Source organism: Sporotomaculum syntrophicum (assembly GCF_009932395.1).
Taxonomy (GTDB): Bacteria; Bacillota; Desulfotomaculia; order Desulfotomaculales; family Desulfallaceae; genus Sporotomaculum; species Sporotomaculum syntrophicum.
Genome location: NZ_LSRS01000005.1, coordinates 266,965 through 293,583, shown reverse-complemented (window position 1 = coordinate 293,583; position 26,619 = coordinate 266,965). Strand labels below are relative to the sequence as shown.

At 43.7% G+C, this 26,619-nt stretch carries 29 protein-coding genes; all 29 read right to left on the bottom strand.

Annotation, left to right across the window (positions count from 1 at the left end):
* Window positions 1–147: 147 nt before the first annotated feature.
* The 29 genes from SPSYN_RS11630 to SPSYN_RS11490 all read right to left on the bottom strand — a co-directional run bounded on the left by SPSYN_RS11630 (window position 148) and on the right by SPSYN_RS11490 (window position 26,616).
* Window positions 148–336, bottom strand: a complete 189-nt coding sequence (locus SPSYN_RS11630; protein ID WP_161822652.1) for a hypothetical protein — start codon at window positions 334–336, stop codon at window positions 148–150.
* Window positions 337–383: 47 nt separating this feature from the next.
* Entirely contained in the window at window positions 384–1,367 is a 984-nt protein-coding gene (locus SPSYN_RS11625) for an SDH family Clp fold serine proteinase (protein WP_161822651.1), read from the bottom strand.
* Window positions 1,368–1,460: 93 nt separating this feature from the next.
* A complete protein-coding gene (locus SPSYN_RS11620) occupies window positions 1,461–1,730 on the bottom strand; it encodes a YlmC/YmxH family sporulation protein (RefSeq protein WP_161822650.1) in 270 nt (89 codons plus the stop codon).
* Between the two features lie 35 nt (window positions 1,731–1,765).
* The gene (locus SPSYN_RS11615; protein WP_161822649.1) at window positions 1,766–2,101 is read right to left on the bottom strand and encodes a hypothetical protein; all 336 of its coding nucleotides are present in this window, start codon (window positions 2,099–2,101) and stop codon (window positions 1,766–1,768) included.
* Between the two features lie 118 nt (window positions 2,102–2,219).
* Window positions 2,220–2,669, bottom strand: coding sequence for a dUTP diphosphatase (gene dut, locus SPSYN_RS11610; protein ID WP_161822648.1), 450 nt, complete (start codon window positions 2,667–2,669; stop codon window positions 2,220–2,222).
* A gap of 23 nt (window positions 2,670–2,692) precedes the next feature.
* Entirely contained in the window at window positions 2,693–3,952 is a 1,260-nt protein-coding gene (locus SPSYN_RS11605) for a M16 family metallopeptidase (protein ID WP_243153031.1), read from the bottom strand.
* A 118-nt stretch (window positions 3,953–4,070) separates the two neighbouring features.
* Window positions 4,071–5,189 carry a D-alanyl-D-alanine carboxypeptidase family protein gene (locus SPSYN_RS11600; protein ID WP_161822647.1) on the bottom strand — a complete coding sequence of 373 codons (1,119 nt, stop codon included), beginning with the start codon at window positions 5,187–5,189 and terminating at the stop codon, window positions 4,071–4,073.
* A 133-nt stretch (window positions 5,190–5,322) separates the two neighbouring features.
* Window positions 5,323–6,012 (bottom strand): polysaccharide deacetylase family protein, encoded by a 690-nt coding sequence (locus SPSYN_RS11595; protein WP_243153030.1) that lies wholly within the window; start codon window positions 6,010–6,012, stop codon window positions 5,323–5,325.
* Between the two features lie 187 nt (window positions 6,013–6,199).
* Window positions 6,200–8,437, bottom strand: a complete 2,238-nt coding sequence (locus tag SPSYN_RS11590; RefSeq protein WP_161822646.1) for a polyribonucleotide nucleotidyltransferase — start codon at window positions 8,435–8,437, stop codon at window positions 6,200–6,202.
* Between the two features lie 421 nt (window positions 8,438–8,858).
* The gene (gene rpsO / locus SPSYN_RS11585; protein ID WP_161822645.1) at window positions 8,859–9,128 is read right to left on the bottom strand and encodes a 30S ribosomal protein S15; all 270 of its coding nucleotides are present in this window, start codon (window positions 9,126–9,128) and stop codon (window positions 8,859–8,861) included.
* Window positions 9,129–9,226: 98 nt separating this feature from the next.
* The gene (locus SPSYN_RS11580; protein ID WP_161822644.1) at window positions 9,227–9,448 is read right to left on the bottom strand and encodes a hypothetical protein; all 222 of its coding nucleotides are present in this window, start codon (window positions 9,446–9,448) and stop codon (window positions 9,227–9,229) included.
* A gap of 5 nt (window positions 9,449–9,453) precedes the next feature.
* Window positions 9,454–9,684, bottom strand: coding sequence for a hypothetical protein (locus SPSYN_RS11575; protein WP_161822643.1), 231 nt, complete (start codon window positions 9,682–9,684; stop codon window positions 9,454–9,456).
* A gap of 129 nt (window positions 9,685–9,813) precedes the next feature.
* On the bottom strand, window positions 9,814–10,752 hold the full coding sequence (locus SPSYN_RS11570) for a bifunctional riboflavin kinase/FAD synthetase (RefSeq protein ID WP_161822642.1): 939 nt from the start codon (window positions 10,750–10,752) through the stop codon (window positions 9,814–9,816).
* 26 nt (window positions 10,753–10,778) lie between these two features.
* Window positions 10,779–11,696 (bottom strand): tRNA pseudouridine(55) synthase TruB, encoded by a 918-nt coding sequence (truB, locus tag SPSYN_RS11565; protein WP_161822641.1) that lies wholly within the window; start codon window positions 11,694–11,696, stop codon window positions 10,779–10,781.
* A gap of 2 nt (window positions 11,697–11,698) precedes the next feature.
* Entirely contained in the window at window positions 11,699–12,685 is a 987-nt protein-coding gene (locus SPSYN_RS11560; protein ID WP_202623820.1) for a DHH family phosphoesterase, read from the bottom strand.
* Window positions 12,678–13,025, bottom strand: coding sequence for a 30S ribosome-binding factor RbfA (gene rbfA / locus SPSYN_RS11555; RefSeq protein WP_161822640.1), 348 nt, complete (start codon window positions 13,023–13,025; stop codon window positions 12,678–12,680). Before rbfA ends, SPSYN_RS11560 begins: the two co-directional genes overlap by 8 nt.
* A gap of 33 nt (window positions 13,026–13,058) precedes the next feature.
* Complete coding sequence (infB, locus tag SPSYN_RS11550) at window positions 13,059–15,767, bottom strand: translation initiation factor IF-2 (RefSeq protein ID WP_161822639.1); 2,709 nt, start codon at window positions 15,765–15,767, stop codon at window positions 13,059–13,061.
* 18 nt (window positions 15,768–15,785) lie between these two features.
* Window positions 15,786–16,112 carry a L7Ae/L30e/S12e/Gadd45 family ribosomal protein gene (locus tag SPSYN_RS11545; protein ID WP_161822638.1) on the bottom strand — a complete coding sequence of 109 codons (327 nt, stop codon included), beginning with the start codon at window positions 16,110–16,112 and terminating at the stop codon, window positions 15,786–15,788.
* Window positions 16,109–16,378: an RNase P modulator RnpM gene (gene rnpM, locus SPSYN_RS11540; RefSeq protein ID WP_161822637.1), complete on the bottom strand. Its 270-nt coding sequence runs from the start codon at window positions 16,376–16,378 to the stop codon at window positions 16,109–16,111. The genes SPSYN_RS11545 and rnpM overlap by 4 nt, the downstream gene beginning before the upstream one ends.
* A gap of 11 nt (window positions 16,379–16,389) precedes the next feature.
* A complete protein-coding gene (nusA, locus tag SPSYN_RS11535; RefSeq protein WP_161822636.1) occupies window positions 16,390–17,472 on the bottom strand; it encodes a transcription termination factor NusA in 1,083 nt (360 codons plus the stop codon).
* A gap of 70 nt (window positions 17,473–17,542) precedes the next feature.
* Window positions 17,543–17,998: a ribosome maturation factor RimP gene (locus SPSYN_RS11530; RefSeq protein WP_161822635.1), complete on the bottom strand. Its 456-nt coding sequence runs from the start codon at window positions 17,996–17,998 to the stop codon at window positions 17,543–17,545.
* A gap of 326 nt (window positions 17,999–18,324) precedes the next feature.
* A complete protein-coding gene (locus tag SPSYN_RS11525; protein WP_161822634.1) occupies window positions 18,325–20,055 on the bottom strand; it encodes a proline--tRNA ligase in 1,731 nt (576 codons plus the stop codon).
* Window positions 20,042–21,115 carry a flavodoxin-dependent (E)-4-hydroxy-3-methylbut-2-enyl-diphosphate synthase gene (gene ispG / locus SPSYN_RS11520; RefSeq protein WP_161822633.1) on the bottom strand — a complete coding sequence of 358 codons (1,074 nt, stop codon included), beginning with the start codon at window positions 21,113–21,115 and terminating at the stop codon, window positions 20,042–20,044. The genes SPSYN_RS11525 and ispG overlap by 14 nt, the downstream gene beginning before the upstream one ends.
* A 183-nt stretch (window positions 21,116–21,298) precedes the next feature.
* On the bottom strand, window positions 21,299–22,333 hold the full coding sequence (gene rseP / locus SPSYN_RS11515) for an RIP metalloprotease RseP (protein WP_161822632.1): 1,035 nt from the start codon (window positions 22,331–22,333) through the stop codon (window positions 21,299–21,301).
* Between the two features lie 141 nt (window positions 22,334–22,474).
* Window positions 22,475–23,626, bottom strand: a complete 1,152-nt coding sequence (locus SPSYN_RS11510; protein WP_161822631.1) for a 1-deoxy-D-xylulose-5-phosphate reductoisomerase — start codon at window positions 23,624–23,626, stop codon at window positions 22,475–22,477.
* A gap of 22 nt (window positions 23,627–23,648) precedes the next feature.
* Entirely contained in the window at window positions 23,649–24,731 is a 1,083-nt protein-coding gene (gene ytvI, locus SPSYN_RS11505) for a sporulation integral membrane protein YtvI (protein ID WP_161822630.1), read from the bottom strand.
* A gap of 10 nt (window positions 24,732–24,741) precedes the next feature.
* The gene (locus tag SPSYN_RS11500) at window positions 24,742–25,533 is read right to left on the bottom strand and encodes a phosphatidate cytidylyltransferase (RefSeq protein ID WP_161822629.1); all 792 of its coding nucleotides are present in this window, start codon (window positions 25,531–25,533) and stop codon (window positions 24,742–24,744) included.
* 58 nt (window positions 25,534–25,591) lie between these two features.
* Window positions 25,592–26,392, bottom strand: coding sequence for an isoprenyl transferase (locus SPSYN_RS11495; protein WP_161822628.1), 801 nt, complete (start codon window positions 26,390–26,392; stop codon window positions 25,592–25,594).
* Window positions 26,393–26,448: 56 nt separating this feature from the next.
* Window positions 26,449–26,616, bottom strand: coding sequence for a DUF362 domain-containing protein (locus SPSYN_RS11490; RefSeq protein ID WP_161822627.1), 168 nt, complete (start codon window positions 26,614–26,616; stop codon window positions 26,449–26,451).
* Between the last annotated feature and the right edge of the window lie 3 nt (window positions 26,617–26,619).

Genomic DNA, 26,619 nt, shown 5'->3' with positions numbered 1-26,619 from the left:
TAATTACCGGCTACCCCCTTTCTATACTAATTTTCACATACATAAATTAACTTATAAAATTCATTCTCTAATATCTCAACAAGTATGTCAAGTGAAAAACCATTACCAAGTAAATTCCCATTGCAAGAAATGATTCTCTATTCATGATCATACCGATTCTATATTAGCCGAGCTGTCCCTGTCCCTGGGCATGATTAAACCGTTGGACATTTTTCTGGATTGATAATAAAAATCCGCTGCGGGAGCGCCTGAATATTCTGTAGCTACGTAATACTTACGGCTTGCTGTCTGGTAATTAATTTTATATCCCATCGATTGGCGTAATTTTCGTTCCAAAATTATACACCCCCTTTAGAATATTTATTTGCTTTGGCTCGGTTAGGTTATACTGACCGCCAGCCTTGTTTATTTATATTTACGTTAATCTGGCCAGTCTCTGGATAATCTCTTCGTTCCACCATACCTGAAAATACAAAGTAATCGCTGCCACATTCAGACTCAACTATACCGCTGGCCACTTCAAATTCAGTGCGATTTCCCCTCATTATTTCAGTAGGATTAAAAGGTTCGGCCAGCTTTAATTCAGTGGCGATGTCATCATATAAAGTCCAAATCAAATTATTAAGTTCGTCATCCGCAAAAATAACTGGCAACCCTATTTCTTCTTTAGCTTCCCGCCTAGCGATCATGTGATTATGAGCATATAACTTCTCGGTAAGGTAATTTACAATATTTTGCGACTGTTCACTGGTCAGCACTTCTTTGCGCAGACTAAGCATTCTATTGGCCAGAGAGCGGATAAGCATCCAGTTGCGGTGCACATTGCCCAGAGCTAGTGGATGAATTTTTTCCGCTAGTAACAAAAAAGCCTTAGCCATAATATTATCATCATAAATGCCCATCTTTTCTGCAATCAATGTCATGTAGGAATAAACGTCCTCAATGCTAACTGGCAGTTTGGCTGAAGGATTCGACGGATCCTGAGGATTGAAGGCGTTAATAACACTGGGATCGATAGGCCCCAGCTCACCCATTTTCCCCATAACAATCTCATCGGCCCCTAAGCATAAGAGTGTACCAGCACTGTAGGCCCTAAACGGAACTAAAACGGAAAAATGCTCCGTATACTCGCGAATTAAATTAACCAAGCGCCACGGTGTTAGCACATCACCACCTCGGGTATAAAGTAGCAGGTCTACCCGTGGCTTGTTACCAAAAACTTCAAGATGCCGATAAATTACCTTTACTACATCAGGAGCAATTCTGGTACTTACATTTTCTCGATCTCCCGTAACATACGAAAGGACAACTGAACCTCTAAGCTGGCCTATCTTTTGCATTAGCTCGATTCTTTGCGGCCGGGCCATAATATGCCCTCCTATTTTCCATTATTATAGCCCGTTTAACTCCACATTATATTAAACTATGTACCATTAAAAAAATCCGTGCTACGACGGATTTTATACTAAATGTTTGCCATACCTGGGAATAGCTTGATCGAGTTCTACTATAATTACCTCGAACCCAACTTTTTTTATCGCTTCCCAGGGGATAATCAATTCTTGCTTTTCGCTAAACATACTTAACAAATTACCTCTGCGAGGCAAGATAATGGACTCTATCTGTCCAGTTTCATCATCGATGGCCAAATCGGTTTCCCCAATTACCCCCAACCGGGCGCCATCGTTAATATTGATAATTTCTTTTCCCGCCAGTTCGCCCAGTCTCACTTTGCCACAAGCCTCCTTTGAGCTATTTAAATAAATCAAAATCTTCTTCCCAACCATAAACGCATGGCAAAGGGTTGGATAATAGCCAGTACGATGGACAATGTTGCCAACGGTTCCAAACTAATACCGCTTATCTGGATAGATTTTGGTATATGCAATTCTAAGAAAGCCTGTAAGATGATTAAAGAAAGGTATATACCACCCGCCGTGCCCACCATACCAGTGATGGCCTGTGATAAAGGTGAAGATTTAGGGTCACCTAAAACATCCCAATTTTTATTCCGCATAGATTGCCATTTAACGCGCTCGCGTACGGAAACAATAATTAACAACAAAACAATTAATAAAAATACAATCAAACTAATCTGCATTTTTTCACCTCCCGTACCAAATTGTATTTATTTTATTGTAAAATATTCCTTGTTTTTTTACGGGCTGCTATATCAAATTAACCGAAAAAAAAAGAAAGACCGTTTACACAGTCTTTCTTTATCTGCCCGTAGATCCAAAACCCCTTGAAGACCTGACCGTTAAAGTCAACTCATCAGTATAGATAATGTCCACCTGCCAACACGGCATAAATACAAGCTGGGCGATTCTGTCACCAGGCTTGATTTCGTACGGTACCTCACTGTTATTTTGCATAGCACAAATTATCTCGCCCTTATAGTCACTATCGATGACCCCCACCGTATTGGCCAGGGTTAGCCCATGTTTGCTTGCCAAACCACTGCGTGGGAAAACCAATCCCACCATATTTGCATCCGGTATATCAACCGCCAGCCCAGTGGGAACAAGCACCCTTTCCCTCGGCGCTACTATCATTGACTCCGTTAAGGAAGCGACCAGGTCAATACCGGCCGCACCCGAAGTCGCATAAGCCGGTTCAGGTAAGGTAACCCCAATCGCCTGGTTTAACTTTTTAAATTTTACTTGCACCTTCCCACATCCTCAAATGACATTTAGCCTTGTCGAATAATCTCTTGAAAAATTCCACCGTCATCCCAAGGACCAACACTGGCCATACAAAAGTTATCCGGATTTAAAAAGTCCCTTGCAAAATCTTTTATATCACTGTCCGAGACAGACATAATACGATTAACAATTTCATCTGGTGAAACAACCTTATCTAGATATAATTGGGACTTACCCAGCCTACTCATCCTGGTGCTGATACTTTCCAGGCTGAGAAACAGATTACCTTTCAACTGCTCCTTAACCCGCTGCAATTCGATAACAGACACTCCGCTGGACTGGATATTGTGAATCTCATTTATAATCAATTCCAAGGCAGGGCGAACATTCTGTTTGCTTAGCCCCGTATATATGCAGAATAATCCGGAATCATGGTATGAACTATGATATGAATATATCGAATAAACCAGCCCGCGCACTTCCCTGATTTCCTGGAAAAGCCGAGAACTCAAACCTCCGCCTAAAATTGTGTTAATAATTTGCAGAACATAAATCTTCTCATGGTCCAAAGCCAATCCCTGTGTTCCTAGACATATATGTACCTGCTCGTTATCTTTAGCCCGGCATACCACTTGATGAGCAGGCTCGGGTAAAGTATAAAGTCTTTGTTTTTTTCCCCCGGTTAATTTCCCAAAGGTATCGTTTAAAACATCCATAACCTTATTGTTATCAAAGTTACCTGCCACCGATATGACCATGTTGCCGGAGCTGTAATACTTGTAATAAAAGGACAGTATTTGCTCCCGGGATATTCCCAGTACTGTATTTTTATCACCGCTGATCGGCCTACCCAGCGGATGGGACTCCCAAATAGTACCGGCAAAAACATCATGGACCAGTTCATCTGGGGCATCCTCATACATTTTTATCTCTTCGATAATTACATTGCGCTCCCGATCAATGTCGTCCTGGTCAAAACGGGAATTTAGCAGCATATCACCAAGCAAGTCAACTCCAAGCATTAAATGTTCATCCAACACCCTGGCGTAATAACAAGTGTATTCTTTGGTGGTAAAAGCGTTCAACTGACCACCCACAGCATCTAGCGCCTCGGCTATTTCTTTAGCTGTACGTTTTTCGGTTCCTTTAAACATCAAGTGTTCGATAAAATGTGATATACCTGCCAATTCATTACTTTCATCCCGGGAACCTATATCCACCCAAACTCCAATGGCAACAGATCGCACATGCGGTATATTCTCCATCAGCACCTTGATTCCATTAGCCAATTCGGCTACCTGTATCACATGGTTACCTCCTGTTTATCAAATCACCAGTACTACGACACTAATTTGTATATACTTTCTTGATGTTTAATAAAACTCCTTGTTTAACTGTATCTTTTTTAGTTTCGATCATATTACCTTACCTGAGCACCTTATGTAATAAAGAACTTTTATCGATAGTACATCCCGCTACAATATTAGTAGCATCCACTTCTTCGCCGTTGAGTAATACAATTATTTGGCCTAAGGTTTGTCCCTCATATACCGGCGCGTTGATATTGCGCAATAAGGCTACTTTTTTCTCAAGCTGGTCCGTGCCGTCCACTCGCATATTAATTGTAATATTCCCTTCCGCCCTAACCGGTACTGTATCGCTCACGCCTCCGGTTACCTTAACTCGGTCATATACTTCACCGCTATAAACAGTTTGTACATCTTTAAATGTGTTAAATCCATAATCCAGCAGTCGACGAGCATCTTCAAACCGGTCACTCCCATTTAATATAACAGCCAGCAAACGCCTGTCCCCCTTAGTAGCGGATGCCACCAGACACTTACCTGCCGCTATGGTTGTTCCCGTTTTAACACCATCCGCTCCCGGATAACGCCAAAGTAACTTATTCGTGTTTTGTAAATAATGGCTTACACCATTGAGACTTTCCACAACCCGAGCACGAGTTCTTACGATCCGGCAAAACGCAGGGTCATGTAGTGCATAACGGGTCAACAATGCCAAATCAAGGGCGGTTGTATAATGTTCAGCTGCTGGTAAGCCATTGGTATTACGAAAACTAGTCGTTTCGGTACCCAGCAACACCGCCTTTTCATTCATTAATTGCACATAAGTTCCCTCTGTACCAGCCACATGTTCGGCAATAGCCACGCAAGCATCATTGCCGGAACGCAGCAATGCACCATACAATAGCTGTTCCAGGGTAAGCTCTTCTCCTGGCTCAAGATACATGGAAGATTCACCAACTCCGGCTGCTTGGGGACTAACTTTTACTTTACTTTTAATATCTGCCCCCGCCAGGGCTACCACCGCGGTCATGATCTTAGTCGTACTGGCCATCGGCTTAGGTTGCCTGTGGTTTTTTCCATAAAGAATTTGACCGTTATTTACATCTACTAGAATTGCAGACTGAGCGCTAACCTGCGGTGATTGTTGATGATTGTTCGCCAGGCCAGGCGAGGTAAAGCTAACTGCAGATAACAGACAAAGAAATAGCCCTAACCCAGTAAAACTGCTTAAATGCAATGGGAACACCTCTTATTGACAGAATAACCTTTATGTTAGGTTTTCCCGTTAAACATAATTTATCCAATAGTTAACCACCACTAATACTCTGTTTCGGTACGCTGGAGATATTGGCACCTCTTCTAGCTAATTTCTACTGCTTAGGCATTTGTTCCAACATCTTTCCCACGGTAATTAATTGATAACCTTGTTCATGTAAAGCATCTATAATGCCCGGCAAAGCATTTACCGTAGGTGCAGTTGGATGCATCAGCACAATAGCGCCGTTTTCCATTTTATTTAAGACACGATTACGAATGACCTCGGGGGCAGGTCTCTGCCAATCCACGGTGTCAATACTCCACAACACAGTACGGTACCCCAACTCCTGTGCAGCCTCCAATACTGCAGATCCCCTCTCTCCATATGGAGGGGCATAAAGACGTGGTTTTTCTCCAATAAGATCAGCAATTATTTTTTCTGCACGACTTATATCCTGCAGGTTTTCCTGCCGGGATAAACTGTCAGGATGCGGGTGTGAGTATCCGTGGCTGCCAATTTCGTGCCCTTGTTCAAATATTTTATTCACCAAGTCGGGATATTTTTCAGCCCAGGTGCCACCGATAAAAAATGTCGCTTGCACATTTTTTTCATTTAAAATGTCCAGCATCTGACCAATATAATCCTCACCCCAAAATACATTACAGGTCAGCGCTATAGCTTTCACATTTTCATTACCCTGGTAAATAGGTTCGACTACAGCGGAAGTGGCGACATGTTCACGCGGATAAACCGCCCATAAAACAAAAGCCCCGATACAAATCAAAAGGAAATATTTAACCAACCGCTGTCTGCTAATGAGAATAAATATATTTATACCCCCTGCCTAAACTGTTTTACATCAATATTTATTCAGCAATAGAAATGAAAATGCTGGGGTAATAAAAATAACCTGCCTTTAGGTAGGTTATTTGAGATACTTGTTTGCCTTACAAAGAAATACACCCCTTTTATCTTAGGGGTATAGTTCACTAGCTTGTAGTTCTATTACTGGGTGTCCGCCGTTGGTTGCGCTGAGGGCGCCGGTTATCTCTATTTTCCCTTACCCTTTCTTTATATTCAATGCCCTCGGGAACCGGTAACAAATCTTTATGAGAGAGTTTTAATCTCCCTTGATTGTCATAACCAATTACTTTAACTTCTAACATATCTCCTTCGTTGACTACATCTTCCACTTTATTAACCCGCTCGTGTGCCAACTGTGAAATATGAACCAACCCATCTTTTCCTGGTAAGCCTAATACTCCAGGAATTATTTCCACGAAACATCCAAAATCAGTAATCTTAACCACTTTTCCATTATAAATTTGGCCGCTTTCCACATCCTTGGTTAGCTTTTCTACCATTGACAGTGCTTGGTGGCCAGCTTCAGGATTGACCGCAGCTATAAATACGCGGCCGTCATCTTCAATATCAATGTCCACACCGGTTTCTTCAATAATCTTTTTGATGATTTTACCACCAGGACCTATTACATCTCTGATTTTATCCGGGTCAATAATAGTTTGAATAATCCTGGGTGCGTATAAAGATAAATCAGTTCTAGGTTTATCGATCACTTCGAGCATTTTACCGAGAATATGCATTCTACCTTCATTGGCTTGGCTCAGGGCAATCTGAAGTATCTCCCGGTCAATACCTGCTATCTTAATATCCATCTGCAAGGCAGTAACCCCTTTGGCAGTGCCGGCCACTTTAAAATCCATATCACCCAAATGGTCCTCTAAACCTTGAATATCTGTTAGAACCGCAAATTCATCGCCTTCTTTAATTAAACCCATCGCCACCCCGGCCACCGGTGCCTTAATTGGCACACCTGCATCCATAAGCGACAGACAGCTACCACAAACACTACCCATCGATGTGGAGCCATTACTTTCTAATACTTCGGACACAACCCGGATTGTGTAAGGGAACTTATCCTCCGCGGGGATCACAGGCTCAAGAGCACGCTCAGCTAAAGCACCATGGCCAATTTCCCGTCTGCCCGGTGACCGCATCGGTTTGGTTTCCCCAGTACTGAAAGGAGGAAAATTATAGTGGTGCATATAGCGTTTACTTTCTTCGATACCCAAGCCGTCCAGCCTTTGCTCTTCAGATATAGCCCCTAGAGTTACTATCGAAAGCACCTGAGTTTGCCCCCGGGTAAAGAGGCCGGAGCCATGTGTACGGGGTAAAATACCAACTTCCACGCTAATAGGCCGCACTTCATTAAGAGCTCTGCCGTCCACGCGCACCCGATCAACTAAAATAAAGCGGCGTACTACTTTCTTTTCTACGCTTTCGATGACATTGACAATAGCTTTAGATTGCTCGGGATACTCTTCCAGCAATTCCAGAGTCAACTTATCTTTAACACCATCAATTAAGTCTTCCCGCTCTTTTTTGGATAATTGTTTAACAATACCTTCCTGTACTGCTGATTTAATTTCCTCGGTGACCCTGGCCGTAATAACACTTTCCAATTCTTCATCGATAACCGTTAATTCGGGGTTATATTTTTCTTTGGCTAAGCCCATGGCCAGCGCTTCAGCACGAAAATCTTCAATAAATTTCACAATCTCCTTGATCTTTTCATGTCCAAAGATAATGGCTTCTAACATCTCATTCTCGGGCACTTCTTTAGCGCCCGCCTCGACCATCATAATTGCGTCACTAGTTCCAGCAACCACCAAATGCATATCGCTTTTTTCAGCATCAACTATATTGGGGTTAATAATGAGTTTATTATCCACCCGACCTACAGTGACAGCACCAATAGGTCCGTTGAATGGAATATTGGAAATATGCAGGGCGGCTGAAGCGCCTACCATGGCAGCCATTTCAGGAGGGTTATCCTTATCCACTGATAAAACTAGGGCAATAACTTGCACTTCATTGCGCAAACCCTTAGGAAACAGCGGGCGAATAGGACGGTCAATCAACCGCGCAGTTAGCGTGGCCTTTTCACTTGGCCGCCCTTCCCTTTTAATAAAACCGCCGGGTATCTTGCCCACTGCATAAAGACGTTCTTCATAATCACAAGTAAGTGGGAAAAAATCGATCCCTTCTCGGACCTGCTGGGACATAGTAGCGTTAACCAGTACCACGGTATCCCCATACCTAACCAGCACAGCACCACCGGCCTGTTTAGCCACCCGGCCTGTTTCTATGGTCATTGGCCTACCGCCGACCTCAATACTTTTCGATAAAATGTTTGGTTGCTGCATATTATACTTTTAATTCCGGTCCAAAAAAATGGGAACCGGTATACCTCCTTCCTCATCCAGTCAAGCTACCCAGGACTGGAATAATTTACTTTTACCATAAAAGAATCACATTCTACATATTTAGTAGTATATCCTGCCTAAATTGAAAAAAATACATAATTCTTTTGTTATTTATATCGGACTGTTCAAAGTCTGTATAGCTAAGGTAGCTAAGACATTCGTAGAGTTTATGCTCAATAAAAACACTCAAATAATCAAAAAATTTGGTATAGATAATTCGCCAAGATCTCTATTTTATTGGAAAGGTGGTCTCTTGTATAACTCTGTCGCACCAGCATTGAGGGTGATTCTCTGTTTCGTAAGTTTCGCGTGCTTAAATGGCTAAAGCCATTAAAAAATAAAAGCGGGTTTAAACCCGCTTTTACTTACGTAAACCTAACCTTTCAATTAATACACGGTAACGATTAAAATCCCGGCTCTTCAAATAGTTCAACAAAGCCCGACGCTGGCCAACCATTTTAAGCAGCCCACGCCTGGAATGGTGGTCTTTTTTATGAATCTTAAGATGCTCGGTTAGATCGTTAATCCGCCGAGTCAAAATTGCCACCTGAACTTCGGGTGATCCGGTATCGTTTTCATGCAACTTAAAATTATCAATAACCGTCTGCTTATCAGGCGCTGATAGTGCCACAAGGTTCACCTCCTTCATTTCAAAATCGCTGCTAGCCAAGCTAATCGTCGGAGATAAACGAGTTCCCTAGCTAACAGTTCAAATATAATAAATTGAAATTATTTACCAATTACAGTAATCACTAGTCGCCCATCAGATATATCCTTAGCCACAATATCAAACATCCGTCCCGATTTAGCAAAAAAACCTCTAAAGCGTGTTGCTGTGGGTATCCGGCCTGGTATACCGGTAGTGGCTGTGATAATATCGACAACTGTTATTTTATCCTGGCGATAATCACGTAAACGCTTTCGTGCATGTTCAGTAATAATTACATTCATTTTATTTAATTAGCCCCTGTCTGGCAGGCTAATTTATCTTCTTCCTGCGCTAAAAATGCATACAAAGCATCTTGAAAGGCGGCTATTTGGGCATCTTCCTCAATGTCAGCCTGTCGATATATCTTTTCCAATTCCCTTTTTAAATCCTGAAAGTCCTCACTTAAACAAATCAAGGCAATGTGGTTTAACCATCTTTTCATTTCCGCTTCCGGCAAATCGATCTTGGACACCCCCATTAATGAAACATCTCGATGAGACGTTTACAGACCGGGCAACAAAACCGTTTTTATTACAAAATCATTGTAGCATATTCCACTCGACAAGTAAACTTAGTAAGAAATAGAATACACTGGTTGGCTTAACGATTAAACTGCAAATGATGCATCTATGCGGGCTTCATATATGTCTTTCTGAATCTGTTCCACTAATTCCACAGCTGAGTTAAATTTTTGTTCATTACGCAGTCGCCTGATGAAATGCACTTTAATAACCTTGCCGTACAAATTGCCACTATAATCTAGCAGATGGACCTCAATGCTTCTCATAAAGGAGTTGCTGTGAAATGTAGGCTTAATTCCAATGTTGGCCACCCCTCCCCAAGATTGCCCCTCAAGATTGACTTTCACTGAATATACACCATTGGCCGGCACTAATAAGTTTTGAGCAACCTCAATGTTCGCTGTGGGAAAACCCAGGGTACTACCACGTCTTTCACCATAAACCACCGTACCCTCAAGGACTGGGCTGTAGCCTAGAAATTTTCTCGCCTCAGTTATTTCTCCATCGGCCAGCAGACTCCTGATCAATGTACTGCTTACCGGTTGACCGTTAATGCTGACAGGTTGCAAAACCTCCACATCAAAACCCAGTCTTTCACCATAGTCTTCTAATAATTCAGGAGTTCCAAGTCCCAGGTAGCCAAATGTATAATTATAACCTACTAAAACAGCACGCACAGCAAGTTGTTCATATAATACCTGCTTGATAAAATCCTCTGGACTCAAACGGGCAAACTCCTCAGTAAATGGTATCCACAACAGCACCTCTACACCCAGTTTAGCAAACATATCCCTTTTCACATTCGGCGGCAAAATCAAGGGCGGAGCACCCTGGGGGTTTAATAGCGCCAATGGGTGGGGGTCAAATGTAAATACAGCCGGCGTTCCATTAACCGCTTTAGCTTTAGCCACGATATCGCTAATCAACCGCTGGTGCCCTAAATGTATGCCGTCAAAATTACCAAGCCCAACTACTAGGTCTTTAAATGTATCTTTTAACCCTTTCCAGTCTCTATAAATACGCACTGCTGCTATAACCTCCAGATTTATGTTTAAACCAGCACTTTAACAGGTTGAAGCATATACTTACCCGACGTATTAAAGTCATCTTTAATAACAATCGCCAAGGCAATTAAGGCACCGGCTTTTTCCAAGCGAACCATCTGTTGAGGAGTCAACCGGCCTGCTAAGGCACGGCCATACAGCTCAAAACTATTTCCACACTTAATAGTTCTTTCCAATGCACTTTCAACAGTAACCACAGGTAAGTATTCCAGCGCTTTACCCATTGGTACCAGCAAGGTAGCCACATCAAGGCCGTTAGGCTCACTCAATTGCTCTAGTATCATAGAATCCTCTAATTTAAACAAACCCGCTCTAGTGCGCAATAAAAACGACATATAAGCTCCACAACCAAGAATTTCCCCTAAGTCGTGACATATTGTACGTATATATGTGCCTGCGGAACAATTTATATGCAATATTGCTTTTGGAAATGACGGATCATCATAAAAACCTCTCAACTCAATTTCGCTTATGTATATAGCTCGAGGAACCCTCTTCACTTCAATACCCGCCCTGGCCAGTTCATAGAGCTTTTTACCTTGCTGTTTGATGGCCGATGTCATTGGCGGTATTTGCATAATCCACCCTTTAAAACTCTTTAGCGCTTGCTCAATATCTGTAGCACGTAACCCTTGGGCGCCGGTCGATGTAAGCACGTCACCAAACATGTCCTGGGTAGTGGTGGATTTGCCAAAGGTAACCTCAGCCCGGTAGTCCTTAGTGTCTGGCAAATACTGAATGATTTTCGTAGCCTTGCCTAAACAGACGGGCAATACACCTGCAGCTCCCGGATCCAACGTGCCAGTATGTCCAGCTTTTTTTTGACCGGTCACTCTGCGTATAAAACTTACCACATCATGACTGGTCATACCCGGCGGTTTAAGGATATTTAGAATGCCATCCATAATCATTCATCCTTTAAAAAAGGTAATGCCGCCTGCAGCAATTGGTGTTTTACATCCTCTAAATTTCCTTCCATCACACAACCTGCTGCCCGTGGATGTCCGCCCCCGCCAAACAAGGTCGCTAATTTGTTAACATCTAAGTAATATTTAGATCTTAAACTGACCTTATATTTGCCATCCTCTATTTCACGGAAAAATAAAGCCAGTTCCACACCTTTAATTAAGCGAGGGTAGTTAACCAAGCCATCTACATGTTCATCAGTTGCATTCAACCTATGCAGCGTATCTCTTTGCATAAACATCCAAGCCACTCGGCCACAGCCGCTGAGTTCCAGCGATTGTAAAACAGTACTTAATACTTGCAGGCTAACTAGTGGTTTCTCTTCATACAAGCGTTTATTTATCCATGCTGCCTTTACGCCAAGCTTCAATAATTCAGCAGCTCTAAGGTGGGTCAGGCTGCCCGTGTTATCATAAGAAAAAGAACCTGTATCGGTGACAATCGCTACATACAGACAGGTAGCAATATCTTCGTCTACTAACACCGGCAACCAACGTAAAAGATCATACACAATTTCACCTGTTGCTGCACAAACAGGTAAATTCAAATAAGTATTACCAAAAGGAACAGAACCAGTGTGATGATCTAAAACGGCCACCCGACCCGCCCGGCCAAGCAGTACTTGAAAATGCCCCAACCGATCGGGCACCGAGCAATCCACGGAAACAAATAAATCAAATTGACATTGTTGCTCAAGCTCAACATGGATTTCATCTGCACAAGGTAAAAAGGCATACAACTCTGGCACCGGGTCGGGGCTATAAAAAACCACCTTCTTTCCCATTTGCCGCAGAGCCAACCCCAGAGCCAGCATTGCCCCCAGGCAATCGCCATCGGGCATAACGTGACCGCAAAGCGCTATCTGCTCCGCCTTATTTAACTCACTAACCATTGCGGAAAACAGCTGTTTTGCTTCTTGCTCACACATCTTTGCTCTTAACCTCTTCCAACAGTTCCATAACCCGGACCCCGTGATCCAAGGATTCATCAAGAATGAAGGATATCTCAGGCACTAGCCTCAACCTGATGCGACGCCCAAGTTCCGTGCGGACAAACCCCTGAGCTTTGGTTAAAGCCTGCATAGTGCTTACCCTTTGCTCATGGTTACCTAACACGCTGACATAGATTTTTGCGTATTTCAAATCACTTGATACATCTACACCAGTAATAGTAGCAAAACCAATCCGCGGGTCCTTTAATTCATTTAACAACAGGTCGGACATTTCCTTTTTTATTGCCTCGGCCAACCTTTCCGGCCGGTGGGACATAATAATCCCCCCTCACGGTTATAGTACTACATATTAAGCCAGTTCACGTTTAACAGCCTCTACAATATAGGCCTCTAACTGGTCGCCTTCCCTGATATCATTAAACCTTTCCACTGTAATACCGCACTCGTAACCCTGCATCACTTCTTTAGCGTCATCCTTAAACCTTTTTAGAGAATCAAGATGTCCCTCATGGATTACTATGCCATCCCTAATTACGCGCACACCGGCATCCCTGGTTACTTTGCCTTCCGTTATATAGCACCCTGCTATTGTGCCCACCTTGGTCACCTTAAATGTCTTGCGCACTTCTGCACGTCCCAACACCACTTCTTTATACTCGGGCTCTAAAAGACCGCTCATGGCCTTCTTGATATCCTCGATGGCATCGTAAATTATTCTGTATAACCGTATGTCCACTTTTTCCGTTTCCACAGCATTACGGGCATTTTCAACGGGCCGTACATTAAATCCAATTATTATCGCATTAGAAGCCGAAGCCAGCATAATATCAGATTCAGTGATGGCACCAACACCGCCATGGATAACGTTTACCCTGACCTCACTATTACCCATCTGTTCCAGCGATTGACGCACGGCTTCCACCGAACCCTGCACATCAGCCTTAATGATTATGTTTAGTTCTTTAACCTGGCCTTCTTGAATCTGGTTAAATAAATCATCCAGCGATATTTTTGGTGCGGAAAGCCTAAACTCTTCCTCCCGTTTTTTCGTAAAACGTTCATCAATGAGCTGCTTGCCGAATTTTTCATCTTCCACAGTATAGAACAATTCTCCCGCCGGTGGTACTCCCGAAAAGCCAAGTACCTCAACAGGCGTGGACGGACCTGCTTTACTCACCCGCCGGCCGGTATAATCCATCATCGCTCTAACTTTACCATAAGCCACACCGGCAATAATGAAATCACCTACCCGCAGCGTGCCATTTTGCACTAAAACGGTAGCCACCGGCCCTCGGCCCTTGTCAAGTTCAGCCTCAATTACTGTGCCCCGAGCCGCCCGGTTAGGATTGGCCTTAAATTCACCAACTTCCGCTACCAACAGGATCATTTCCAGTAATTCGGGGAGGTTTAATTTTTCCTTAGCTGAAACCTCCACAAAAATAGTATCTCCACCCCATGCTTCAGGTACGAGATTATACTCTGTTAATTCACGTTTCACTTTTTCCGGGTCAGCACCGGGTTTATCGATTTTATTAATTGCCACAATAATGGGTACATCTGCAGCTCGGGCGTGATTAATGGCTTCAACAGTCTGTGGCATCACACCATCGTCAGCAGCGATTACCACGATGGCAATATCTGTTACTTTGGCACCCCTGGCTCGCATTGCCGTAAATGCCGCATGACCGGGTGTATCAACAAAAGTAATCTTTCTACCCTTATGCTCAACCTGATAAGCACCGATATGCTGAGTAATACCACCCTCCTCAGAAGCTGTCACATGGGTATGACGAATAGCATCCAGTAGAGATGTTTTACCATGGTCAACGTGACCCATGATCGTTACCACCGGCGGACGCCATCTTAAATTTTCAGCATCATCTTCAGGTTCCTTCATCATCAGCTGTGCTTCTTTATCCAGCTCTACCTTTACCTGCACTTCGAAGCCCATTTCATTAGCTACAATAGTTGCGGTATCAGCATCAATTTCCTGGTTTATAGTGGCCAATGTGCCAAGTTCCATTAATTTTTTAATTACCTCACCGGCGTTTATACGCATCTTTTCAGCCAGTGTTTTAACGGTAATGGTATCACCAATCACCACAGGTTTTTTCTCTACCACAGGTGCGGGTTGGCTTTTCTTCTGGGGACCCTTGTTAAATCTTCTGTTCGAGCCAGACTTAAAGCTGCGCTCTTTGGATGCGTCCTTATTTAACCTGTTATCTTTGGTATCCTTTCCTTTAAAGGCATGTTTTTCAACCTGTTTAGAACGTTCCTGAGCTTTATTCTTCTCCAGTGCTTTTACTTGATCAGGCATGGACTTTTGAACCATCTTAGCAATAACACCAGCCTGAGTATTTGGACCACTACCTGTTCTGGGACCTTGGTTGCTCCGATCAAAAGGTTTTGAGGGGCGCTGTTGACCTGTCGTACGATTATAGTCACCCACCTTGTTGCGGTCGCGAAAAGTTGAAACTGGGCCTCTGGTTTGTTCTGGTTTATTTGCTGCCGTACGGTTGCCAACCGGCGCATGGTTACGGTCAGCTGTGGCTCTACCTGGTTGGCCGCTGGGCTGATTAGGCCTGGGTTGGTTACTCTTGGGCTGGCTACTACCCGTTTGGTTACCTCTGGTCTGGTTACTCCTGGATTGGCTACTTTTATACTGATTGTTTTTTGGTTTATCGTCTTGTCTCTGGAACCGTGGCTCACTAGCTCGCCCTTTGTCGTTCGAGAAACTACCAATTGTCTTTTCAGTAAATACGCGATCGGGCGGCCGGTCGGGAACCCTGTCCACCAACCCAGGGCCTCGATCTTGACGATCCCGGTTACTTACAGTTTTAAAGCCTCCGTGCTTTTCATTTTTGTGTGGCGCTGACTTAGCAACAATATTGCCACCACCAACACTTTGATAATGATTTTTTATCCTTACAATTTCATTATCCTCTAAGGTGCTCATGTGGGATTTTACTGTTATACCCATTTTATTAAGTTGGTTTAGCATATCCTTACTTTCTATATTAAGCTCCTTAGCAAGTTCATGAACACGTTTTTTTACCATACAATCACCTCCGAATGATTATAATGTACACAAGTCAATCTCTCCCCTTTCCATCGCTCCGGCGATACCCCGGGCAAGCTGTTCATCTATAATCGCCACCACTGTACGGGGCGCCTTTCCCAGCAAAAAACCCAGTTCATTTTTGGAAGAGTAACAAAAAGCTGGAACACTATTTTCTTTAGCTAACTGCATAAACTTCTCCTGACTGCGCTTCGATGCATCGCCAGCCAATATAAGCAATTTTATTTCATTTTTCATAAAAGCATTTTGTACTGCGGTTTCGCCGCTAATCACTTTACCCGCCCGCCTGCATAAACCAAGTAAATTAGCCACTGCATCGGTCATGGCTGTTCTACCCTTTCCAACAGGCTCTCTTTAATTTCCTGGTTAATAGCGTGTTTTAACGATTTTTCCAATCTTTTTCCCTTTAATGCTTTATCCAAACATTCTTTATTCGGGCAAATGTAAGCGCCTCGACCCGAGCGTTTGCCGGTGCGATCTATTTCTATGGTCCCCTCCGGCGTACGCACTACTCTAATTAATAACTTTTTGGGTTTCATTTCTTGACAGCCGACACACATTCTTTCCGGAATTTTTTTTACCTTAGGCAAGCCGAGACCCCCTATTCAATGAATTCCTCGGCAAATAAATCTTTGTAATCAGGATATAATTCAGCCATTTGACTTTCACTTTTGATGTCAATTTTCCAACCCGTAAGCTTAGCAGCCAGACGAGCGTTTTGCCCTTCCTTTCCTATAGCCAACGACAGCTGGTAATCAGGAACAATAACACGAGCCACCTTTTCATCTTCCCATATTTCCACGGCTACTACTTTTGCCGGACTGAGAGAACTGGCTACAAATTTTGATGGTTCAGAATCCCATTTGATTATATCCAGTTTTTCCCCGTGCAGTTCATTTACTATAGTCTGTACCCGCATCCCCTTTGGTCCTACACATGCCCCAACTGGATCTACGTTTTCATCCCGGGAAAAAACCGCAATTTTAGAACGATAACCGGCCTCTCGGGCTATAGATTTTAATTCTACCACACCATCCTGAAGTTCAGGAACTTCCAATTCAAGGAGCCTTTTTAAAAGCCCCGGGTGTGTTCGGGAAACAAAAATTTGCGGTCCCTTGGTGGTTTTTTTCACCTCCACTATATAAGCCTTCACTCGATCGCCCGGAGCATAAGTTTCGCCTGGGATTTGCTCCGCTGGTGTTAGAATAGCCTCTGTTTTACCTAATTCAATAAAGGCATTTTTTTGTTCAATACGCTGCACAACACCGCTAATTATATCCCCTTCGCGGTTGGCAAATTGCTCGTAAATTATATTCCGTTCGGCTTCGCGAATCCGTTGTACCACTACCTGCTTGGCCGTTTGGGCCGCGATCCGACCAAAATTGCGAGGTGTAACCTCTGTCTCTACCACATCATTCAAATTATAAAGAGGATCAATAGCTCTAGCTTCAGACAGCAAGATTTCTAGACGTGAGTCTTGAACATCTTCCACAACAATCCGCTGGGAATATACTTTACAATCGCCTGTTTCCCGATCTATAAGCACCTTGGCGTTTTGCAGCGAGCCAAAATTTCTTTTATACGCTGAGAGCAGTGCAGCCTCTATCGCCTCAAGTAAAACATTAGCGGAAATACCCTTTTCCCTTTCCAAGTCCTTCAGGGCTTCCAAGAATTCGGTGTTCATTTAACCGTGTCCCTCCACAACAACTATTCCCGTACATAATATTTTAGGCGTACCAATATTGAGCACAATTTTAAAACTCGGGTACCAGACGAGCTGAGGCAACCTGTTCCAACGGCAACACAATACTGGTGCCGTCTATATTAAGAGTTACCGAGTGCTCTTCGGCGGCGATGATTTGTCCTTTAAACTTACGCCTGCCTGCGAAAGGAGCAAAAGTAGTTATTTTTACACTCTCACCAGTGAATCTGGCAAAGTCAGCCGGTTTTTTTAACGGTCTATCCAAACCAGGTGATGAAACCTCCAAGGTGTACGCATGAGGTATGGGATCATATTCGTCTAATAGTGTGTCGATATTTTCGGATACCAACTGGCAATCCTCAAGACCTATTCCTTCGGGCTGATCAATAAAAATTCTTAAGAACCAGCGTCCTCCCTCCCTGGTATATTTTATATCCACAAGTTCAAAGCCCAGTTCAACCAGTTTGGGGTTTATGATTTTTGCTACTGTGCTTTCGGTATTACTCATTTCGATATCCCCCTAATGATAAACTACCGTTATCATTCCTTTAGTATAATACGAAAGAGTGGGCAATACCCACTCCTTCAATAACAAGGTCTGCATAAAGTCTTTAGCAGTCATCTCAAAACCGGTCATCATTACTGTTTCCCGGGGGCAGCCTATTTTTCGCCCTGTCTAGCAACATTAAACACTATGTAGAGCTACTACTTATTATGACCAAAAACCACCAAAAAACAAATAGGGCACAAAAACAAGTTAATATTATCATAAAAGAGCACGTTTGACAAGGTGAGCACTAAATTCATTATGACGCAACATGTATTAAACTTACACTAATTAATACACCCTTCGTCCATTTGCTTTAGCTTTGTCTTAACAGCACACACTACATTATTTAACGATACCAACTCCGTTTCACTATTCCGCCGCAGGTAAAGCTCCACCTGCCCATTTGCTAATCCCTTTGACCCCACCGTAACGCGCACAGGATAGCCCACCAGGTCCGCATCGTTAAATTTAACCCCTGCCCGCTCCGGTCGGTCATCAATAACAGTTTCAACACCTGCTGCATTAAGGTCATTATATATCGTTTCAGCTGCCTGCATGAGTTTCTGATCCTTATTGCTAACCGGCACCACTATCACATGATAAGGGGCAATTTGTACAGGCCAGATAATGCCACGCTCGTCATAGTTCTGCTCCACAGCAGCAGCCATCGTCCTAGTTACACCAATTCCATAACAGCCCATTACATATGGCATAGATTTGCCATTTTCATCCAAAAAGGTACCACCTAACGCTTTACTATATTTGGTGCCCAACTTGAAAACCTGGCCAACCTCTATCCCTCTGGCCTCTTGTAATTCAGAACCACAATGCGGGCACGGATCACCGGCTTTCACTAAACGCAGGTCAATAATTATATCCGGTTTAAAATCCCGCTTCGGGTTGACATTAACCAAGTGCTTGTCTTTTTCATTAGCCCCGCAGACAGCATTAACCATATTCATTATCTCGTGATCAGCCACCAGCCTGACCCCGCTCAGGCCAACTGGGCCAGCATAGCCCACCGGAGCACCAGTTACCGATTGTACCGTTTGTTCATCAGCTAAATCCAACCTGACACAATCTAGCGTATTATAAAGCTTAATCTCATTAATTTCCCGGTCACCTCTAACCATTGCGGCTACGTTTTCCTTATCAGTGGTATAGATTACGGTTTTAATTATTTTTTCCGGTGGTACGTTTAAAAACTCTGTTACTTCATTAACAGTACGGCATCCAGGTGTTCCTACTGTTTGCAGCTGCTCGAGCGCACTAGTAATTTGTCCAGATGCGGATACTGTCTCGGCTCGTTCCTGGTTGGCCGCATATCCGCATTTTTCATCGCCACAGTATAAAACAGTGGCTTCTCCTGATTCAGCCAACACCATAAACTCATGAGTGTCGCTGCCACCAATGGCTCCAGAGTCTGCCACTACTGGTCTGAACTGTAAACCGCAACGCCTAAAAACCCTAGTATATGCATCGTACATTTTATTATAACTAACATCCAGTCCAGCCTGATCACGATCAAATGAATACAAATCCTTCATGATAAATTCTCTGCCACGCATCAAACCGAACCTAGGCCGGCGCTCATCACGATATTTATTTTGGATTTGATACAGCAGTAGGGGCAACTGTTTATAAGAATTAACTTCACCCTTAACCAGCGAAGTAATTATTTCCTCATGGGTGGGGCCTAAGCAAAAATCGCGTCCATGCCTGTCCTTAAGTCTGAATAACTCGGGGCCGTATACATCCCAACGTCCTGATTCCTGCCATAACTCGGCAGGCTGAATAATAGGCATCATGATCTCCTGACCACCCTGCCTGTCCATTTCTTCTCTGATAATTTGCTCGATTTTACGGACTACACGCCAGGCCAGGGGCAGCAATGTATACACACCGGCCGCCGCCTTGCGCATAAAGCCCGCCCGCAACAGCAATTGATGGCTAATTACCTCAGCCTCAGCGGGTACCTCACGCAAAGTTGGCAACAATAAATTAGATACCCTCATCTCCGTTCCTCCCTTGGATAATATGATCAATTTCTTTCATCAGTTCTTCAACCAGTAAATTCTCCGGCACTTTTCTAATAATCTGTCCTTTGCGGAAAATAAGTCCCTCCCCATGACCGCCCGCAATACCTACATCGGCATGTTTGGCTTCCCCAGGGCCGTTCACAACACATCCCATTACCGCTACTTTTAAAGGCTGGTTTATCAAGGTTAAACGCTGTTCCACTTCACCGGCAATGCTAACCAGATCAATACGCGTTCGCCCACAGGTTGGACACGATATCAATTCTGCTCCTCGACTCCTTAGACCAAGGGCTTTTAATATTTCATAGGCCACCCGCACCTCCTGTACAGGGTCACCTGTCAAAGAGACACGTATGGTATCACCTAATCCTTCCGACAGCAGCGCCCCAATACCAACTGCCGACTTAATACTTCCCGCGAAAACTGTCCCTGCTTCAGTAACGCCGATGTGAAACGGGTAATCCACCTTTTCAGCCAGCATGCGATAAGCAGTAAGCATAAGGGGCACATCCGAAGCCTTTAAGGAAATCTTAACGTCGTAAAAGCCCAGTTCCTCCAGTATAGCAACATGTCGAAGAGCGCTTTGCACCAGCGCCTGTGGGTTTAATCCTTCCTGCAATAGATCTTTTTCCAAAGACCCGGCATTTACACCAATACGTATGGGTATATGCTTTTGTTGAGCTGCTTTGACTACCGCCACAACCTTATCCCGGCCACCGATGTTGCCCGGATTGATCCGCAATCCATCTACACCAGCCTCTATAGCTGCAAGAGCCAAATGATAATCAAAATGAATATCCGCAACTAAAGGGATGGTGAGACCCTGTTTAATAGCCGGCAATGCCTTGGCCGCCTTTTTATCAGGTACCGCCACCCTGACTATTTCACAGCCAGCCTCGATTAGCCGTCCAATTTGCGCCCTGGTGGCAGTTACATCAGATGTGTCGGTGTTGGTCATCGATTGTACTGAGATCGGAGCAGCGCCCCCCACAGTAACGTCACCCAGCTGCACAGGACGACTTTTTCTACGCTGCATATATTTAGCCCCCAACTCAAAGTCATTCATCCGGTACCATTCTGGTTCATTCTAACTTAAACAACATACATTATAACATTTTCCTGCAGGATTTTCCAAACATCCGACCCAAGTCCAAATTTTAACCCCGGCAACTGCATTTCTTGCCGGGGTTAATTACTTTCGTTAATATTACCTTTTTCACTAGGGAGAACCCTGGGGACCTTGGGTAAACAGCTGTAAGACATCGTTGTAGGTTACAAACACAACCAATAACAGCAACAACCCAAACCCCACCATATGAATAAAATTTTCTTTGGAGGGATCTACGGGACGTCCCCGTAGCCCTTCTAAGCCAAGAAACATGATCCGGCTACCATCTAAAGCTGGAATAGGAAATAAATTAAATAGCCCAAGATTAATGCTTAAAAATGCAGCCAACTGCAACAAATAGTAGAAACCTGTATCCACCGCCCGATCGATTTCCCAAACCATTCGCACAGGCCCGCCCAAATCTGCAGGTGCCTGACCGACAATCATCTGACCAACAAAACTCAAGATCAAAACTATTACCTGGGAAGTTAGTTTGACACCGTTAACCAGTGCAGCGAGGGGATTTAATTTCTGTACCCGGGTAATACCAATCATCGCCCGGCCTTCTTCGCCTTTGATAGGGGTTACAGTTAACTCTATCCTTTGCTCATCCCTGATGACCACAAAATCAGTAGGTTGACCGGGGCGACTGCTAATGGTTGAAATAATTTCTTCCCAGTCATCCATTTTTTCACCTGCAATGGAGTAAATCTGGTCACCAGCTCTGATGCCCGCTTGCTCAGCGGGTTGACCGGGTAAAACACCGGCAACCGTGGTGCCCTGCACAGGCATACCCTGCAGCATAAATATAATTGCCATTAACACCGCAGCTAATAAAAAGTTCATCAGCGGACCGGCAATGATCACTGCTACGCGCTGGAGTACCGTTTTATCATTAAAACCCTTACCTTCTTCCACTTCTTCTTCCTCGGGATCCATTCCGGCCATGCGCACATACCCACCCAACGGGATTAAGCGCACATTGTAATCAGTGTTTGCACGATTCTGGCCAAATAATTTAGGACCAAAACCAAGACTGAACTCATGCACTTTGATACCTACCGCTTTAGCCACGGCAAAATGCCCCAGTTCATGAAAAAATATTAAAATAGCAAAAACAAAAATAGATGCCCAAAAAGTAGCCATACAGACCATCCTTTTTGAAATTTTTTTCGTACTGCCATGCATTTAACCCTGGCATAGTATGCAGAATAGCTCTAATTTGTTATATATATATACAAAATTAAATATTGATCTGAGTTCAGTGGGCAAAACGATAGTGCTATATTATCCTATTATTTCTTCCACACGATGGCGTGCCCAGCTATCCATTTCCATTATATCCTCCAGGGAGTTATACTGTACTGGGCTGTGTTCTTCCATAACTTTAGCCACTAACTTAGGAATTGCCTTAAATTCAAGTCTACCAGCTAAGAAAGCGTGTACAGCCATCTCGTTAGCAGCATTCAACACTGCCGGCATGGTTTTACCCACCCGACCGGCCTGGAAAGCCAAGTTCAGGGATGGAAATCTTTCATAATCAGGCTCTGCAAAGGTTAGCTCACCGATTGGCCACTGTAGTCTAGGTGCCTTTCCAGCCAGACGCTGGGGATAAAAAAGAGCATACTGAATGGGTAATCGCATGTCAGGTACACCCATTTGAGCCAGCACCGAGCCATCATTAAATTCTACCATCGAATGAATTATACTCTGCGGGTGGATCACTACATTAATATTATCATAACTAATATCAAACAGCCATCTGGCCTCGATTACTTCCAAGCCTTTATTCATTAAAGTTGCTGAGTCAACGGTAATTTTAGCACCCATCTGCCAATTAGGGTGGTTGAGAGCCATCGCCGGGGTAATTGCTGCCATCTGTTCGCTCGACCAGCTGCGAAACGGCCCCCCCGAGGCAGTCAAAATAAGTCTAGCCACATCATGGCTATTTTCACCTTGCAAACACTGCCAGATAGCGGAATGTTCGCTATCCACAGGCATAATATGCACACCATATTCCCGCGCCAAAAGCATAATTAGTTCACCAGCAGCTACTAGTGTCTCTTTATTGGCCAGTGCGATGGTTTTACCGGCCTTAATGGCCGCCACCGTAGGCTGCAGACCTACCGCGCCAGATATAGCAGTTAAAACCGTATCAGCATCAGAAAAAGTTGCTACCGCCAGTAACCCCTCGCTACCATAGCAGATATCAATTTTTTGATGAAACCCGTCTAACTGCTGCTGCAGCCAGCGGGCATCTTCCTCATGTTGCATAGATATTAGCTGAGGTTTGTATTTTTTAACCTGTTCCAAAAATAATAGTTTATTGTTTCCGGCTGCCAGGGCTACCGGCTTTATCGTATTGGGTGTACTATCAATAACCTGCAGAGTCTGACGCCCAATAGACCCCGTACTTCCTAAAATAGCCAGTTGTTTCATAATACTCTCCAATTAAGCCTATTCACTTATTAACTGAACTTATTGAATTAACCGCGGCCAGTATGGCTATAACCAACACCGGTCCTACTATCAACCCAACAACCCCTATGGTTTTCAAACCCACAAACATAGCAACTAACACAGCCAAAGGATGCAAGCCTAAATTAGCCGCCACCACTTTGGCCTCTAGTAACGCTCTGATCACCATCACCAGCAGATAAAGCACAGTAATTTGCACACCCAGCAGTACCTGGCCGGTGATAAACGACCAAATTGCCCAGGGGATATAGATCGTGCCAGGTCCCAATATCGGTATCATATCCAAAAAACCAACCAGTAAACCAACGGTCAGGGCATATTTCGCACCGATCATATACAAGCCAATAATACTCAATAAAGTTGAAATAGAAACTAGGATCAGTTGTGCACGTACATATGATAAAAAGGCAGCAGCCACCTGATTGCTTACTTCCAGAATACGCATTCCCCAAGGTGGTGGAACTATCTTTAGCCAAAGTCGGGCTACCTTTTCTCTGTCTTTACTTAAAAAATAAGTAGCTACTAAGCTAACCAGGATGACCATAATAACACTGGGAACACCACTTAATATATTGAGCAGAATACTTAACAATTCCCCAGTCCAGTGTTGGATAATACCTGTAAGATTATTTAGAGATGACTGCAAATTATCAGTTACACTTTTAGGTAAAGTACCATAAAATAAAATGCCTTTTTTTACCCACAGGTCGATAAATTGCTGTGTTTCCGCTGCCCTTTGAGGCAGCGTCAAGTAAAGATCGCTTAATTCCTTAACTAGCCTTAAAACAACCAGAGTTAATATTGAAATGATACTGCCAAAGAACAACAACATTGTAATAGCTACGGCCATTGTTCTTGATACCCTGCCATAGCGACCAAAGAAAACTACCAGTGGTTCCATAAAAATACTGAAAATAACTGCCAACAAAAACGGGGACAAGATGGTCATCAAATATAATAGCCAGGTTAGCAACTCGGGCAGCACATATTTTACAGCCAAATAAAGAGCAAGTAATGTTACCGTACCCGCCAGAACATACAAAATATTTGTTACTGTCCGCGGCAACTGTTTCACCTCAGTTTATTAGCATCCTACCCACATAATAATACACCAGTGGGGCTGTGAACAGCATACTGTCAAAACGGTCCATTATTCCTCCATGACCTGGAATCAATCTGCCAGAGTCCTTAACTCCTGTCTGGCGTTTAATAGCTGATTCCACTAAATCACCGGCCTGGGCCGCCATTCCAATAATAAGCCCCAGTAGCAATAATGGCCCCAGTGGTAGCTGGGTATATAACAAAGCCACTAACCAGGCCGCGAGCAAACAAGCAAACAAACCACCTATTGCCCCTTCCAATGTTTTACCGGGACTAAGTTCAGGTGCCAGGCGCCGCCTACCCCAGAGGCGACCGACCAAATAAGCCCCTGTATCATTGGACCAGGTACAAAAAAGCATGATAATTAACCATATCCAACCGTTTGGCAGTGTACTGAGTAAATAAAGGAAAATAAGCAAGCCCACATATATCGTACTAAAATAGGACACTGCAACATCAAGGGGAGTTAACCTTGGGTAACCTACAAGCATAGCAACCAAGTAAAATATTAGAAGAAGAATCGAAGCTTCGGCTGGGTAACCCACCTTATATTGATATGCCGCAACAGCCAGAAAAAGACAACCCGGTAAAACCAAAATTAAGGGTACATGCAAATCTATTCGAAAAAACATCGAATTCATTTCCCGAATACCCAATAACATCAATGCTGCGGTTACGGCTAATAATACAACACCACCATACCAAACCGCAGCAATTAATATAGGAATTCCAATAAATGCACTTAATACCCTTAGCCAAAGCACCATATCACCAACCCGGGTTGTAAATATAAGTCTTATTTAATAAAACACTTTAAGAACACAATTAGTTATGTAATAAACCACCAAAACGTCTTTCCCTCAACTGAAAATCCAATAGCGCCTGTAAAAACTCCTTTCTGCCAAAATCAGGCCACATGGTATCAGTTAGCCAAAGTTCAGTATAAGCTAATTGCCACAGCAGAAAGTTACTAACTCGGCAATCGCCCGCCGGCCGAATCAACAAATCAGGATCCGGCTGTCCCACAGTATATAAATGAGCAGCTATTACTTGCTCATTTATATCTTCAACCTTTAGCGTACCATACATAATTTTTTGTCCAATTTCTTGTACAGCCCTAAGCAATTCTGCCCTACCGCCATAATTAATGGCCACATTAAAAAACAAGCCGGTATTGTTATTGCTGCGCCGAATGGCCATATCAGCTGCTTCACGAGCTTTTTCCGGTAGTTCCGATAATATCCCCATGGGATGTATACGTACGTTATTGGCACACAGTTCATCGATCTCTTTATTGAGGTACTCGACCAACAAACTCATCAATATGTTGACTTCCTCACGTGGCCTTTTCCAATTCTCAGTCGAAAATGCATATACTGTTAAATACTTTAACTTTAGCTCCACGCTTAGTTTGACAATCTCATGCAAAGCGTTAACGCCTGCCCTGTGTCCAAACGACCTGGGTGCACCGCGCCGGGTAGCCCACCGCCCGTTACCGTCCATGATGATCGCCACGTGCACGGGCAGTTTGCCCATGTCCAGCTGTTTCAATAATTCTTCTTCACTTAAGTTCTTCTTCTCGGAAACAGCATTTTTTGAACGGTCGCCCAACAGACGTTTAAACATTCCTGCTCCCCTTTCTTATAAAACAACCCCCTCCGGAAAATGAGGGGGTTGTTCCATTATTCTTCAATAATGGCTCCGGTGGGGCATTCATCAATACAGGTTCCACATTCTAAGCATTTCTCTTGATCAATCGTGTAAATATCGCCTTCTATGATCGCTTCATTGGGGCAGGATTCTTTACAAGTTCCACAGGCCAGACAATCATCGGTTATTTTATATGCCAATTT

Excerpts from the sequence above, each read along its gene's own strand:
- SPSYN_RS11575 (WP_161822643.1), bottom strand. The coding sequence starts at position 9,684 with ATGGGGGTGTCCAAGATCGATTTGCCGGAAGCGGAAATGAAAAGATGG.
- SPSYN_RS11495 (WP_161822628.1), bottom strand. The coding sequence starts at position 26,392 with ATGTTTAAACGTCTGTTGGGCGACCGTTCAAAAAATGCTGTTTCCGAG.
- rbfA (WP_161822640.1), bottom strand. The coding sequence starts at position 13,025 with ATGTCCCACCGGCCGGAAAGGTTGGCCGAGGCAATAAAAAAGGAAATG.
- SPSYN_RS11560 (WP_202623820.1), bottom strand. The coding sequence starts at position 12,685 with ATGTGTGAGCAAGAAGCAAAACAGCTGTTTTCCGCAATGGTTAGTGAG.
- infB (WP_161822639.1), bottom strand. The coding sequence starts at position 15,767 with ATGGTAAAAAAACGTGTTCATGAACTTGCTAAGGAGCTTAATATAGAA.
- SPSYN_RS11500 (WP_161822629.1), bottom strand. The coding sequence starts at position 25,533 with ATGGTGCTTTGGCTAAGGGTATTAAGTGCATTTATTGGAATTCCTATA.
- nusA (WP_161822636.1), bottom strand. The coding sequence starts at position 17,472 with ATGAACACCGAATTCTTGGAAGCCCTGAAGGACTTGGAAAGGGAAAAG.
- rseP (WP_161822632.1), bottom strand. The coding sequence starts at position 22,333 with ATGGCTACTTTTTGGGCATCTATTTTTGTTTTTGCTATTTTAATATTT.
- truB (WP_161822641.1), bottom strand. The coding sequence starts at position 11,696 with ATGGATGGCATTCTAAATATCCTTAAACCGCCGGGTATGACCAGTCAT.
- SPSYN_RS11590 (WP_161822646.1), bottom strand. The coding sequence starts at position 8,437 with ATGCAGCAACCAAACATTTTATCGAAAAGTATTGAGGTCGGCGGTAGG.
- SPSYN_RS11615 (WP_161822649.1), bottom strand. The coding sequence starts at position 2,101 with ATGCAGATTAGTTTGATTGTATTTTTATTAATTGTTTTGTTGTTAATT.
- SPSYN_RS11580 (WP_161822644.1), bottom strand. The coding sequence starts at position 9,448 with ATGAATGTAATTATTACTGAACATGCACGAAAGCGTTTACGTGATTAT.
- SPSYN_RS11545 (WP_161822638.1), bottom strand. The coding sequence starts at position 16,112 with ATGACCGATGCAGTGGCTAATTTACTTGGTTTATGCAGGCGGGCGGGT.
- ispG (WP_161822633.1), bottom strand. The coding sequence starts at position 21,115 with ATGCAGCGTAGAAAAAGTCGTCCTGTGCAGCTGGGTGACGTTACTGTG.
- SPSYN_RS11525 (WP_161822634.1), bottom strand. The coding sequence starts at position 20,055 with ATGAGGGTATCTAATTTATTGTTGCCAACTTTGCGTGAGGTACCCGCT.
- SPSYN_RS11625 (WP_161822651.1), bottom strand. The coding sequence starts at position 1,367 with ATGGCCCGGCCGCAAAGAATCGAGCTAATGCAAAAGATAGGCCAGCTT.
- SPSYN_RS11530 (WP_161822635.1), bottom strand. The coding sequence starts at position 17,998 with ATGAGTAATACCGAAAGCACAGTAGCAAAAATCATAAACCCCAAACTG.
- SPSYN_RS11510 (WP_161822631.1), bottom strand. The coding sequence starts at position 23,626 with ATGAAACAACTGGCTATTTTAGGAAGTACGGGGTCTATTGGGCGTCAG.